13 protein-coding genes are annotated in these 12,629 nt (G+C 43.5%); 6 read left to right on the top strand and 7 right to left on the bottom strand.

Annotation, left to right across the window (positions count from 1 at the left end; all coding sequences use genetic code 11):
- The first annotated feature begins 136 nt into the window (after positions 1 to 136).
- From psb32 to IM507_RS15700, 3 genes are all read left to right on the top strand, one after another.
- Positions 137 to 820, top strand: coding sequence for a photosystem II repair protein Psb32 (gene psb32 / locus IM507_RS15710; protein ID WP_002734975.1), 684 nt, complete (start codon positions 137 to 139; stop codon positions 818 to 820).
- A gap of 144 nt (positions 821 to 964) precedes the next feature.
- Positions 965 to 1,564 (top strand): hypothetical protein, encoded by a 600-nt coding sequence (locus IM507_RS15705; protein WP_042790289.1) that lies wholly within the window; start codon positions 965 to 967, stop codon positions 1,562 to 1,564.
- A gap of 367 nt (positions 1,565 to 1,931) precedes the next feature.
- Positions 1,932 to 2,744: a transglutaminase-like domain-containing protein gene (locus tag IM507_RS15700; protein WP_002753669.1), complete on the top strand. Its 813-nt coding sequence runs from the start codon at positions 1,932 to 1,934 to the stop codon at positions 2,742 to 2,744.
- Positions 2,745 to 2,827: 83 nt separating this feature from the next.
- Here the strand turns inward: IM507_RS15700 and IM507_RS15695 are convergent, their stop codons facing one another.
- The 3 genes from IM507_RS15695 to IM507_RS15685 are packed head-to-tail and all read right to left on the bottom strand — an operon-like array spanning position 2,828 to position 5,604.
- Positions 2,828 to 3,508 (bottom strand): response regulator transcription factor, encoded by a 681-nt coding sequence (locus IM507_RS15695; protein WP_002731739.1) that lies wholly within the window; start codon positions 3,506 to 3,508, stop codon positions 2,828 to 2,830.
- Entirely contained in the window at positions 3,505 to 4,959 is a 1,455-nt protein-coding gene (locus IM507_RS15690) for a sensor histidine kinase (RefSeq protein ID WP_002734741.1), read from the bottom strand. Before IM507_RS15690 ends, IM507_RS15695 begins: the two co-directional genes overlap by 4 nt.
- Before the next feature lie 33 nt (positions 4,960 to 4,992).
- Entirely contained in the window at positions 4,993 to 5,604 is a 612-nt protein-coding gene (locus IM507_RS15685) for a cysteine dioxygenase family protein (protein WP_042790288.1), read from the bottom strand.
- 363 nt (positions 5,605 to 5,967) lie between these two features.
- Between IM507_RS15685 and IM507_RS15680 the strand changes: the two genes are divergently transcribed.
- Positions 5,968 to 6,549, top strand: a complete 582-nt coding sequence (locus tag IM507_RS15680; RefSeq protein ID WP_002734087.1) for a TlpA family protein disulfide reductase — start codon at positions 5,968 to 5,970, stop codon at positions 6,547 to 6,549.
- A gap of 87 nt (positions 6,550 to 6,636) precedes the next feature.
- Positions 6,637 to 7,488, top strand: coding sequence for a cytochrome c biogenesis CcdA family protein (locus IM507_RS15675; protein WP_002732776.1), 852 nt, complete (start codon positions 6,637 to 6,639; stop codon positions 7,486 to 7,488).
- Between the two features lie 47 nt (positions 7,489 to 7,535).
- Here IM507_RS15675 and IM507_RS15670 read toward each other — a convergent pair whose 3' ends face one another.
- The gene (locus IM507_RS15670) at positions 7,536 to 8,342 is read right to left on the bottom strand and encodes a hypothetical protein (RefSeq protein ID WP_002734171.1); all 807 of its coding nucleotides are present in this window, start codon (positions 8,340 to 8,342) and stop codon (positions 7,536 to 7,538) included.
- A gap of 81 nt (positions 8,343 to 8,423) precedes the next feature.
- Between IM507_RS15670 and murG the strand changes: the two genes are divergently transcribed.
- Positions 8,424 to 9,497, top strand: coding sequence for an undecaprenyldiphospho-muramoylpentapeptide beta-N-acetylglucosaminyltransferase (murG, locus tag IM507_RS15665; protein WP_002733733.1), 1,074 nt, complete (start codon positions 8,424 to 8,426; stop codon positions 9,495 to 9,497).
- Here the strand turns inward: murG and IM507_RS15660 are convergent.
- From IM507_RS15660 to IM507_RS15650, 3 genes are all read right to left on the bottom strand, one after another.
- A complete protein-coding gene (locus IM507_RS15660) occupies positions 9,479 to 10,069 on the bottom strand; it encodes a Uma2 family endonuclease (protein ID WP_002732637.1) in 591 nt (196 codons plus the stop codon). The genes murG and IM507_RS15660 overlap by 19 nt on opposite strands.
- A gap of 35 nt (positions 10,070 to 10,104) precedes the next feature.
- A complete protein-coding gene (locus IM507_RS15655; protein ID WP_287637315.1) occupies positions 10,105 to 10,965 on the bottom strand; it encodes a fructosamine kinase family protein in 861 nt (286 codons plus the stop codon).
- Positions 10,966 to 11,143: 178 nt separating this feature from the next.
- Positions 11,144 to 12,433 carry a M16 family metallopeptidase gene (locus IM507_RS15650; RefSeq protein WP_287637313.1) on the bottom strand — a complete coding sequence of 430 codons (1,290 nt, stop codon included), beginning with the start codon at positions 12,431 to 12,433 and terminating at the stop codon, positions 11,144 to 11,146.
- Positions 12,434 to 12,629: the final 196 nt, after the last annotated feature.

The raw sequence follows: 12,629 nt of genomic DNA, 5'->3' as shown, positions 1-12,629 counted from the left end.
AAAGGGTTTGGGTGTTGGGGTTTTAGGGTTTGAGGGTATTAGTTGAATTTCCCCATCACCCCGTCTCCCGTCTCCCTAATCAAAAAACAGTAAACTTTTCCCCTATTATGTTCTATAGGAATTTTACCGAATCAATATGCTCAAATTATTAGCTTCTCTCCTTCTCTCCTGCTGTGTAGTCTTGGGTGTTTCTCTGTCACCGGCTGCTGCCATGGGAGTCTATGACCTCCCCATTTTAAGCTCTGGAGCGCCCACTTATGTGGTCGATCCCGTTTCGGCCATTAGTGCCGCTAACGAAGGAAAATTAAATAAAGATCTGAAAAACCTCGCCGAAAAAACCGGACAAGAAGTAAGAATGGTGGTAGTCCGACGCTTGGATTACGGTCAAAAAATTGACAATTTAGCCGATGATATCCTGAGAGAATGGTATCCTAACTCCGAAGATCGTGCCAATCAAACTATCATCGTCCTTGATACTTTAACCAATAAAACTGCTATCCGGGTTGGGGAGGAAGCAAAACCCCTATTAACCGATGCTATTGCTGATAGTATCCTCTCGGAAACTATGGCAGTTCCCCTCAAAGATGGGGGAAAATATAATCAAGCTTTACTCGATGCTAGTCGTCGTCTAACGGCGGTACTTTCTGGAGAAGCGGATCCCGGACCGCCGGAAGTAGCGACAATTAATATCGAAAGTACCTTTACTACCGCAGAAGAAACTGACGATAAAAATGCCACAATTTGGGTGATAGTTTTACTGGTTTTAGCCACAGTAATTCCCATGGTTACCTATTTTTGGTACGCTGGTTTTGGTCGCTAAATTAAATTAATGATCTGGGACTGATACAGCTAAAATACTCTCAGAGATAGCTCAATCCTTAGCCTGTATGAGCAAGATGAAGTAACTTCTAGTAGTAGATTTTAGTTGTGTCAGTTCACCCCATTTGCTTAACATTAATAACTAATGCCTAAAATGGTAAATAAATTACAATCCTATTATCGACAGGAGGAAGGAGCTTACTTAATTGAAATTAAACTTAATCAGTTACAGCAAGTCTTTAATTCTTTGGATCCTTCGCCATTTTTAGATAGAGATTTAGATGATAACGCCGAAAATTATATTATTAACTCTGTGGATGAATTTCCCCTCAATACCCCCCTTAAATTAGTCTTTTATCTCCCCAGTCAAGAACAGAATAACGCCCGAAATCTGTTACCTTCAGCTTTACATAATTATTTTGACTATCGCCAACAGGGAGAACAAAGAAAATTACGCACAATTTGGCGACAGGGACGCATATCTTTGCTAATTGGTCTCTCCTTTCTTTTTGTTTGTTTGAGTCTCAGCGAATTAATTGGTCGTTTTGGCACCGATACATTTATTCACTTCTTAGAAGAAGGATTATTAATTAGTGGTTGGGTGGCCCTCTGGCGACCTTTAGAAATTTTTCTTTACGAATGGTGGCCCGTCAGTTATCAACAAAAGATTTTTGCTAAACTAGCCTACATCCCCATTGAAATCCGTCCATTAGAGGAACCATCCACCCCAGACTCTTTTCGATAGCTCTAATCCTGCCGATGGCTTGTCTTCAAAGTTACAAAGCTTTTAGTTGAGGCGGTTTATAATAAAAGTAACTCTGTACAAAGCTTATCGGTTTTCTGCTTGGCTATTACTTTATCCTCAAACTTTGGCTCTTCTAGGTTCTGTGTGATAAGTTTAACTCACTATATGATCGATCGATCTTTGTGTCCTTTGTGGTTCGTTCCACCCCCTCGCTCTTGAGAATGTATCTTAGAATACATTTTACCCACCAAACCTGGGAGAGCCAAACTTTTAACTAAGTGGTCGGGCCTAAATTTTTTCAGTCTGGCGATTATTGGCGTTTCATCTCTACCAATCCTGACAAAATTTCATCTAGATAGGAGGACTAATGTTAATCCATGTTGGTTATGAATTTGGCTTTGATGCCCCTTTACCCCTAGTCATGTTGTTAAAACTTTATCTACACCCCTCAATTTTAGATCAAGTTAGACAATCGGAGAAGTTGCAGGTGCAACCAGCAACAAAAATAGAAGAATTTTTAGATAGCTTCGGTAATCGAACCAGTCGTCTAATTTTACCTGCTGGCCAGATTCGCATTCACAATGAAGCAGTTATCGAGAATGAATGGAAACCCGATATAGTTAATGGGAATGCCCAAGAAATTCCCTTAACAGAGTTACCAACCCAAGTTTTTCCCTACCTAATGAGTAGCCGTTATTGTGAAGTGGATTTGCTTTCGGAAATTGCCTGGGAACTTTTCGGACAAACTCCTCCCGGTTGGGCAAGGGTACAAGCGGTTTGTGATTGGGTTCATAGTCACATTCGTTTTGGTTACGAATACGCACGGGTGACAAAAACCGCCTATGATGTCTATCGGGAAAGAAAGGGGGTTTGTCGCGATTTTAACCATCTAGCTTTGACTTTTTGCCGTTGCCTAAATATTCCTGCTCGTTATGCCTCTGGCTATCTCGGAGATATCGGTATTTCTCCCCAACCTCTACCGATGGATTTTAGTGCTTGGTTTGAAGTCTATTTAGACCATCAATGGTACACTTTCGATGCTCGTCATAACACCCCCAGAATCGGGCGAATTTTAATGACTCGCGGCTTAGATGCCGTCGATGCTGCCCTAACAACTTCTTTTGGTCAAGTAAATTTAACAAAATTTAAGGTATGGACGAGCGATGTTTCCCATCTCTAGGTTTAATCAGAGTATTTATTACAGCCTTTTTGATCAAATCGGGGCTAAATAATTCCTCCCTCGGTTCCTCTGATAAATCACAATTAAGCATAATCTCTTAAAACGTAGCCTACTCCTCGCACTGTCTGGATCAAACGTTTAGGATTAGCAGACTCCAACTTAACCCGTAAGGCACGAATATACACTTCAATAATATTAGAATCGCCCATAAAATCGTAACCCCAAACGGTTTCGAGAATTTGCTCGCGAGTGAGTACCTGCCGGGGATGACGTAAGATAAACTCTAATAAGTCAAACTCTTTAGCCGTTAATTCAATCAATTGACTATCTCGATACACTTCCCGAGCAAGACAATTCAAGGTCAAATCTTCAAAAGTAAATATATTTAAATCTTGGGCATGGGTGCGACGTAAACGAGCTTTCACCCGAGCTAAGAGTTCTTCCATGCTAAAAGGTTTAGTAACATAATCATCGGCTCCGGCATTTAAGCCCGTCACTCGATCGGGGATTTCATCTTTAGCTGTTAAAATAATAATCGGTGCTTCCATCCCGGTTTTTCGCAGTCGTAAACATAAATCTAATCCAGAAATAACCGGCAGCATCCAATCTAAAATTAACAAATCTGGTGAAGAATCCCTAGCGATTTTCAGTCCATCCATGCCATTAGAAGCAATAGTAACTTGATAGCCTTCCAAATGAAGTTCTGTGGCGATAAATTCGGCGAGCTTGGGATCATCTTCCACGAGAAGAATATGGTCGTTCATAACTGCGGTTGCCAGAGAGGTAGAATGATAGTAAAGGTACTGCCTTGACCGGGTTGAGAGCGGAGAGTGATGCGACCCTCCATTCCTTCAATTAGACTTTTAGCGATCGCTAAACCCAAACCCGTACCGTCTCGCGAGCGAGTCATCGACTCATCAACCCGATAAAACCGTTCAAAAATGCGATTTTGATGGGAGAGAGAGATACCGATTCCCCGATCGCGTACATGGATAAGAGCCGAATTAGCCTGCTTTTCTAAGATCAGATCGACCGGTTGCTCGGGGGTAGAATACTTGATCGCATTATCGAGCAAATTGATTAAAACTTGCTGTAATCGATCTTGGTCGCCACAAATTACCACATCTTCATTGGTTAATAATAAAGTCATCTTGCGATCGCTAACTTTTTGACTCATCGCCGCCACTTCTGTCAGCAAAGTATTGAGAATAATAGGATGGGAGCGAAAATGGAGATGACCGCTATCGGCACGGGCAAGATCGAGCAAATCTTGTAACATCCGGATAATTCTCTCGGTTTCTGACGTGGCTGTTTCCAGAGCTTGCTGTTGGTAGGGATTTAAATTAGTGCTGCGTCGCTGGAGACTTTGTAAATAACCGATCACGACTGTTAGAGGGGTACGCAGTTCATGGGAAACATTGCCGACAAACTGACGTTGCTGTTCCCAAGCTCCCGATAATCGCCATAACATCTGATTAAAAGCGGTAGCCAGTCCTAAAATTTCATCTGGTGCTTGTTCGAGTTGCAATTTCGCCCCGCTTAAATCATCGGCAGAAACGGCACTAGCAATTTGACTCATGCGGGTCAGCGGCAACATAGCCTGACGAATCCGTTGGGAAATTAAGACAATTAAGCTCAATAGGACGAGAATACTCAGCCAAAATAAGCCCCATAACCCCGCCTGATATTTCTGGTGATCGGCCGTGATATCTTGGGATAGATACAATTTCCCCGACAGTTGACCCTTGATAGTCAGAGGAGTGCCACATAAAACAATATCGCGTCCATCAAAGTGAATAATTTGGGGTGCATCGGGTACTCTGGTTAGGGATGCCGCCGCACGCATCTCGGTGACATTGCCATCAATCCTAGTAGACTGTCCCAACAGTTGCCCATCGGAGTTTTTAACCCAGATGACTAACCCCGCAGTGGAGACTCGCTCAATGGTTTTTTCTAATCCCGTAGTCAGGGATCCCATCTGAGCGTACATTTCCAACTGCTCAGGAAAACGCTTGGCGATATATTCTAGAGTTTGTTTATGGGCAGCGACTAAATTCTGCTCCATTTGCCAACCGGCCCAAATGGCTACGCTACCAAGTCCGATAATCGAGATGGTCAATAGTTCTAAGGTTAAGCGAAACTGAAGCGAGCTAGTAGAAACAGGTTTACTGGGCAAAAATTGCCCAAAAATGCCGACAAGGCGAGGTAGCTTCATGGGTGTATGGTTAGTGATCAAAAATAGGGAGATTTAAAAATTTTTCGCCGTACCTTGTCCTGGATCGAACTCGAAACGCTGACTATAGTTAGTTTCACCGTACAGGTTAAAGCTCAGGGTTGGCTCATCTCCGATCGCTTCTACATGGTGAATAGCAGCTGGCATTAAGCAGAGAATATCACCCGGGACGAGTAGGCGATCGCCGACTTTTCTGATCTGATCCGGTAATTCGGGGGTGGGGGAACGTTGCCAGAAGCTGTTTTTTTCCTGTCCCTTTAACAAAGCTACTACCCCCCAACAACCATGATTATGAATCGGGGAAGTGCTACCCACAGACCAAGCGACCAGTTGTACTGTTAGGGGAAAAAATGGCTCATCGTAGAGGGTTAATACCTCCCAACCGGTTTCGGGATTGGGTTCTAGACTAAGAATATCTAACCAGGGTGAATTGTTTAAGAGTTGGCGAACTAGAATCCGAATTGCTTCTAATCGTGAGCGATCATCGCTAATCTGGGTTAAGGTATCTTCGAGATCGGATAAAAAGCGATAGAGCCAGTAGGGATGGGATAATTCGGAGTTTGTGGGGGTTATTTCGTAGGCCGAGCATTGCCCATGATTATCCACCAACCAGTCGTTTCCTGTCATAGTTGCGAAATAATGGTTTAAATTAGCATATTAGGGCGAAAAGTTGTCTTTTAGCCGCAATTAACGGGTTTCTTCTTGATTTTATCAGCAAGATTTCGGGAAAAGATGATCCCTTCGTGATCGGTAGATGAATTTTTGCTGAAAAGATGGAAGGACGATTCTCCTGGATGGATGAGGGCAATTGCCAGTTAAAGTCAGATTTTTTATCTATTATCTATCTGGTCTTCATCTGAGACTCAGGTTTCTAGAATTTAATCTTAACTGTCAGCTACACTGGTTTCCTCCGGTGGCAAGCTGGATTCTTCCGGGGTAATACCCTTGACTTACCAAAAAATCTCTAATCTTAATTGGAAAATTTAACTCATGCGTAAACCATCAGCGTTATTATGGCTCGGTCTTTGTCTTAGTAGTTTAGCGGTTACGGTTTCCCTGGTGGCCGGAACATCGGCGAAAACCTTGACTAATTCTGATTCAGTGGTCAGTAAAGGTACTTTTAGTATTGCCCAAGCTAATCCCTGTGCCTCGAAAAATCCCTGCGCTGGCACTGATCCCTGTGCCTCGAAAAATCCCTGCGCTGCTAAACAGGGTAATGTGGGCGGTCCCTTAGCGCGACAATTGCAAGGAAAACCAGTGGTTGTCGATATCTATGCTAGTTGGTGTCCTGCCTGTAAAAATGTTGCACCCACTCTTTCCCAACTTAAAAAAGATTACGCGGGTAAAGCTAATTTTATCGTCTTAGATGTCAGCGATCGCTCGAAAGCGGCCCAATCGGCCCGCAAAGCCCAAGAATTGGGTCTAGGTCGTTTTTTTGAGGCGAATAAGTCCCAAACTGGCATGATTGCGATTATTGATCCCGCTACGGGCAGTATTTTGGCACAATACCGGAATAATGCCGATAAATCCGCCTATTCCTCCGTACTGAACTCGGCTATTAATAAAAAATAGTCGAAGATTGCCCAGCTTGGGGAGTACCAGCGATCGCCAAGGACTCCCAGGGCAACTTTATTTTTTGGATCATCTCAGGAGAATTTTATGCGACGAGTATCGGAATCAGTCAAGGGTTTGAAACCCGACAAAAAAGCGAAAATATCGAAAAAATTATTATTTTATCTGGTTTTAGGGCTTCTAGCTCTTATTTTAGTCCTTACTATCGGACCAATTATCGGCCATCCTCTGGAAAGAGCAATCTCGATCATCGAAAATAGCTATCAGCAATGGTTAGATCGACAAGATACAAACAATCCTCTAGTTTTACTGCCCCTAGCTTTTTTGGGTGGCGTAATTGCCAGCATATCTCCCTGTATTCTGGCACTATTGCCCGTTAACCTCAGCTATATCGGCACCCTGAAAATAGAATCTCGTTGGGATGCCTTCAGCAAAGCAGGTTTATTTGTCCTAGGAGCGGTGACAATTTTAAGTCTTTTTGGTTTAGTTTCTTCCTTTGCCGGGACGGTAATGGTGGAGTACCGAGGTTATATTAATATTGTTGTCGGTTTGATTATGGCGGTCATGGGTCTGTGGTTATTGGGAGTAATTAAGCTACCTTTACCGCAAATGAACTTAAATCTCCCCCAAGCAGGCCCCTACGGAGTCGGATTAACTTTTGCTCTTGTTAGCTCTCCCTGTGCTAGTCCTGTCCTCTTTGCTGTTTTGGCCGCCGCTGCCGCTACTGGTTCTCAAGTCCTCGGCACCCTGACCATGGTTAGTTATGCTCTTGGTTATACGATTCTCATTTTCTTGGCCAGTTTATTTACTGGTCTAGCCAAACAAAGCCGGAATTTATTGCAACATTCCGAGACGATTATCCGTTTAGGTAGCGTGGCACTGATGGTGACGGGAGCCTATTATTTAGTTACTGGTACTCAGTGGTTTATGGGCAGCTAAGATGGTAACTCTAGAGGGGGAATGCCAAAAAAGCCGCCAGATAAAATTTATTTTTCTACCTTAACCCGTTGAGTAACGACAACAATCCCATCTCCTTGAATTAAAATCGCCGATAACCAACGATTTTCTGGTGTTGCTGGCGCTTTTACCCGCTTAAATAAACCGCCGGACTGTAATAATTCCAATTCTAGAGGATTTGTATTAATATAGCGCTCAATATCTACTTTCTCATCGATCGCCGCTCCAGCCAATAAATCATCCCCTAAAGGTTCGCGAACAATCACATCAAAATCAAATTCTTCACCCACTTTCACCCTTTCGGGAATTCTCACTTGAATACTGGGGGGATTTTTGCCAGTATTTAACTCAACTCTCTCGCTTAAAATCTCCTGATAAACCAGTTTATTACCCTGAAATTGTTGACGAGAACGAATCGTGGCATTCATTCCCACCACTCGTCCCTGCACCTTTCCCGTCCCAGTAATTTTAGTAATTGTATTGGCCGTTAACTTGTCTCCGGAACGACTCCAAGATTCGAGGGTTGTGGTGTATTGTAGATTGTTATAACGTTCCCAAAAATGAGTTAAAGCTTTTTGAGTTTTTTCGTAGGTCAAACCATCGGAATTAGTAAATTTCGGACTATAAAACTCCATCAATTGCTTGAGATCCCGCTCATTAGCGGCCGTTTCGATTTTGGAGATAAGGGTTTTTAAATTAGCCGGAGCAGTTTCTGGCTTTTCGGCCCGCAGACCGGTGGCAAGGGTCAAAGTTAACCCCAAACCTAACAGCAACGATAGGGAAAAATTGAGGGATTGACGAAAAAATTTATTGGGAATCGTGTTCAAGTTACGCATTAGTGATAGTTTGTGTAAGGATCGATCAATAACTATGGTAGATTATTTCATTCTAGGGCTGAATTTACCCTCTCTCGAATTATGGCACGCACTCCAACCCGTCTCCTGATTTCCGCTAGTGGTACTGGTGGTCATTTATTTCCCGCTTTGGCCCTGGCCGAGCGTTTGCCGGATTACGAGATTGAATGGTTAGGAGTTCCAGACCGTCTGGAACAGTCCTTAGTTCCAAAAACCTATCCCCTGCACACTATTCCCATTGAGGGATTTCAAACCCGTTTCGGGTTAAAAACTCTCAAGATTCTGTTCGGTCAACTGCGGGCCATTTGGCAAGTGCGTAATTTAATCAAAAAACGTCAGATAGCGGCAGTTTTTACCACCGGGGGTTATATTGCAGGCCCGACCATTTTAGCGGCTCGTTTAGCCAATATTCCTGTCATCCTACACGAATCTAACTACATACCGGGCAAAGTCACGAAAGTTCTCGGTCGCTGGTGCGATACGGTTGCCCTCGGTTTTCAGGGAACCGCCAGCTATTTACCCGGCACTCGCACCACTTGGGTTAGTACGCCTGTACGAGAGCAGTTTCTCATTCCCCAGTCCCTAGATTTACCGATTCCAGAGGATGCTTTTTTAATTGTCGTTGCTGGTGGTTCTCAAGGGGCCGTGGCTCTTAATCAAATTGTCCGGCAAAGCGCTCCCCAATGGTTAGAAAAAGGCATTTATATCGTGCATCTCACGGGAGAAAACGACCCCGAAGCGGATAGTCTGCGCCATTCTAACTATTTTTCCCGGCCTTTTTACGACAATATGGCGGGATTATGGCAAAGAGCTAATCTGGCTATCAGTCGCTCCGGTGCCGGCACTTTAACGGAATTAGCGATCACTTGTACGCCTTCGATTTTAATTCCCTATCCTTTTGCTGCCGAAGACCATCAGTTCTACAATGCCAAAGTTTTCGCCGAAGCTCAAGCCGCTTATCTTTATCGTCAAAATGAGTTAACTGCTCAGTTTTTAGGCGAATTAGTCCTCGATTTATGGTCTAATCCCGAAAAATTGGCCGCCATGGCTCAACAAGCTTCTCATCTAGCCATTAGTGACAGTGCCGATTTATTAGCCGATTTGTTGAGAAGAAAGAGTCAAAAAGATAGTTTTTGAAACAAATCAGCCACGGGAAAAGTGAACCCCGGAACCACATCTTCCCCCTCCAAAAAATCTCCTGATGTTAATAATCCCTGCGGTTCGTACCCGGAACGATAAACTAAAACATAGTGTTGACCTGGACTGATAACCCAGAGCAAACGAGTACCATTGGCAAAATACTCGGCAATTTTGTCCTCGATTTCTGCCACTGTATTCCCTGGAGAGAGAATTTCTACCACTAAATCTGGCCCACCTTCTAAAAAACCCGTCGGCAATTCTTCCAATCCTTGCAGACGTTCCTTAGCAAAAAAGGCTATATCAGGAGAACGTTTATTGCCATTTTTCATAGTAAAAGCAGTGCTGGAGTCCAATAATACCCCTAGTTTTCGAGATGTTACTAAAGCGAATAAAGCAGCACTTAAAATAATGGCAATATAACCGTGTAAAGCCCCAGAATTCCCCATATTAGTTAACTCTCCCTTGACTAATTCGTAACGATTACCATCGTCAGGTAACGCCATAAATTCTGCATCAGTCCATACTTTTGTCTCTGGAGTTTTAATCACAGTAGTTTCTCGAATAGACATAACTTATCCTCGGTAAATATTCACAAGTAAAACCCTTAAAGAATTTCCTGTAACATCCGATTGGCCTGGGAAGCATAACCACCACTAAATAAATTAAAGTGATTGAGAATGTGGTAGAGATTGTAAAGAGTTTTGCGCTTTTGATAACCGGCATCGAGGGGGAAAACATCGTTATAACCCCGATAAAAAGCCGCCGGAAAACCGCCAAAAAGTTCCGTCATGGCTAAATCTACCTCCCGGTCTCCCCAATAGGTGGCAGGGTCTAAAATTACTGGTTCCCCATCGACGGTAATTGCCGCATTTCCCGACCACAAATCACCGTGGACGAGGGAGGGATGGGGTTGATGCTGACTCAAAATCTCGCTAATAGCGGGAATAACTTGATCCTCGTCGGGAAAATTACCCCCGCGCTCCTTCGCAAGTCTTAATTGATAGCCAATACGCTGATGAGCGAAAAAATCCGCCCAATTGTTACTAATGGTATTAATCTGGGGAGTAGAACCAATGGTATTATTACAATGCCAACCAAAGCGATCGGATAAAGAAACTTGATGTAAATGAGCTAAATTTTGCCCCATTTTTTCCCAGCTTTGACTATCGCCACCACCGAATTCTAGCCACTCTAGCACTAAATAACTAGATTTATCGGCAATTCCCCAACAAATTGGCTCTGGAACCCTGATAGTCTTGGTGGCGTGAATTTGCTTTAATCCTAAAGCTTCGGCTGCAAACATGGCCTCTTGGTTCGCTTGGTTAATCTTAACGAAATAAATTAAACCATTGCCACTAACGGCATAACCCTGATTGATACAGCCACCACTAACGGGACGACTTTTCTCGATTTCAAAAGGTTTTTCCGTGGTTTGGGTAATATGTCGAGCAATTTGAGTCCACATGGTTTATCAGTTATCAGTTATCAGTTATCAGTTATCAGTTGTAAGTTTTAAGTTATCAGTTATCAGATGTAAGTTATCAGATGTAAGTTTTAAGTTATTTAGTTATTTATTTATTTATTTTCATCTTTATCCCTGTTCACTGTTTACTGATTACTGTTCACTGATTACTGATTACTGATTACTGAATTGGTCTCACCACCACCACACCGTAAGCGTGGGGATTTAAATACTCTTGACAGGCATTTTGAATATCCTCTAAAGTGAGGGCTTCAATGTGTTGGGGATAACAAAAAGCTGGTTGTAAATCACCGATCTGAGTATGATAATAACCGTAAAGGTTAGCCCGATCGCTCGGTCTTTCATTGCTAAAAATAAACCGATTGGCCACTTGGGTTTTAACTCGTTCCAGTTCAGAAACTGTCACAGCTTCCTGTTGAATTTGTCCAATCTGTGCTACCACCTCTCTCTCCACTTGCTCGATATTTTCCGAGGCTAATTGGGCCGACACGGAAAACACCCCTTGCACTGCTTGGGACATATTACTGGCAGTTATTTGGGAAACTAAGCCCTTTTCTTGACGCAGAGACTGAAATAATCGCGATACCTTGCCCTGACCGAGAATAGCCGCTAAAACATCGAGAGGATAGGTTTTTTCTAAGTCTCTCAACCCCGGCACTTTCCAAAATAGGATTAAGCGGGCCTGCTGCAAATTTTCATCCTCGTATTCTTGACGGATAATCTCGTTAAAGGGAGCTTCAGGCTGTAAATTAGCGATAGGATGAGAAATCAACCCAGAATTGCCCTTACTGCCTAAAGTATCTAAAGAATCCCTCACAATAGCCATTAAATCATCTACAGGCAAATTACCCACCACCGCCACCGTCATCCATTCGGGACGATACCAAGTCCGATGAAAATCGCGCATTTGTTGAGCAGTGAGATTTTCAATCACTGCCATCGGACCCAACACCGGACGACGATAGGGTAAAACTTGAAAACAAGTCTCCATGGTGCGATAAAAAGTGCGACGACGGGGATTATCCTGAGAACGACGAATTTCTTCTAAAATAACCTGTCTTTCCCGTTCAAAAGCTTCATCAGGGATTAAAGCGTCTAAAACCACTTCTAGCTGCAGCGGAGCCAGATGGGCGAAGTCCTGCGGGGCAGTGGTAATGTAATAATGGGTGTATTCTTGGCTAGTAGCGGCATTAGTCACCGCTCCCCTCGATTCGATCGCCCGTTCAAATTCACCACTGTCTAAGTTAGGGGTTCCCTTAAAAACCATGTGTTCGAGAAAATGAGCCATGCCATTGATCTGATCCGATTCTAAGGCCGAGCCGACCTGCAGCCAAACATTGAGATTAACCGCTTCTACCGGTTGACTTTCGGCAATAATCGTTAAACCATTGGCAAGACGGTGCAGAATCGGAGTGTTAAGCGTGGCAGGTTTCCCTAGGATAGCCGTCATTCTTTATTAGTCCTCGGTGATCACTCTGGCAAAAATTGTCACTTTTCCCTATTGTAGTCCCAGACTTTCACAGAGCCAACAAGATCAGGTGTTGGGTGTTAGGAGTTAGGAGTCAGTATTCAGGAGACAGGAGACAGGAGATTATTTTTATTTATTCTTTCCACACCCCACACCCCACACCCCACACCCCACTTCC

The sequence above is a fragment of the Microcystis sp. M20BS1 genome, assembly GCF_020245305.1.
Classification (GTDB): Bacteria; Cyanobacteriota; Cyanobacteriia; order Cyanobacteriales; family Microcystaceae; genus Microcystis; species Microcystis ichthyoblabe_A.
The sequence above is the reverse complement of the archived record's forward strand: the minus strand, read 5'-3'. Positions and strand labels throughout refer to the sequence as shown.

Coding starts and splice junctions, on each gene's coding strand:
- psb32 (WP_002734975.1), top strand. CDS start 137: ATGCTCAAATTATTAGCTTCTCTCCTTCTCTCCTGCTGTGTAGTCTTG.
- IM507_RS15705 (WP_042790289.1), top strand. CDS start 965: ATGCCTAAAATGGTAAATAAATTACAATCCTATTATCGACAGGAGGAA.
- IM507_RS15700 (WP_002753669.1), top strand. CDS start 1,932: ATGTTAATCCATGTTGGTTATGAATTTGGCTTTGATGCCCCTTTACCC.
- IM507_RS15695 (WP_002731739.1), bottom strand. CDS start 3,508: ATGAACGACCATATTCTTCTCGTGGAAGATGATCCCAAGCTCGCCGAA.
- IM507_RS15690 (WP_002734741.1), bottom strand. CDS start 4,959: ATGAAGCTACCTCGCCTTGTCGGCATTTTTGGGCAATTTTTGCCCAGT.
- IM507_RS15685 (WP_042790288.1), bottom strand. CDS start 5,604: ATGACAGGAAACGACTGGTTGGTGGATAATCATGGGCAATGCTCGGCC.
- IM507_RS15680 (WP_002734087.1), top strand. CDS start 5,968: ATGCGTAAACCATCAGCGTTATTATGGCTCGGTCTTTGTCTTAGTAGT.
- IM507_RS15675 (WP_002732776.1), top strand. CDS start 6,637: ATGCGACGAGTATCGGAATCAGTCAAGGGTTTGAAACCCGACAAAAAA.
- IM507_RS15670 (WP_002734171.1), bottom strand. CDS start 8,342: ATGCGTAACTTGAACACGATTCCCAATAAATTTTTTCGTCAATCCCTC.
- murG (WP_002733733.1), top strand. CDS start 8,424: ATGGCACGCACTCCAACCCGTCTCCTGATTTCCGCTAGTGGTACTGGT.
- IM507_RS15660 (WP_002732637.1), bottom strand. CDS start 10,069: ATGTCTATTCGAGAAACTACTGTGATTAAAACTCCAGAGACAAAAGTA.
- IM507_RS15655 (WP_287637315.1), bottom strand. CDS start 10,965: ATGTGGACTCAAATTGCTCGACATATTACCCAAACCACGGAAAAACCT.
- IM507_RS15650 (WP_287637313.1), bottom strand. CDS start 12,433: ATGACGGCTATCCTAGGGAAACCTGCCACGCTTAACACTCCGATTCTG.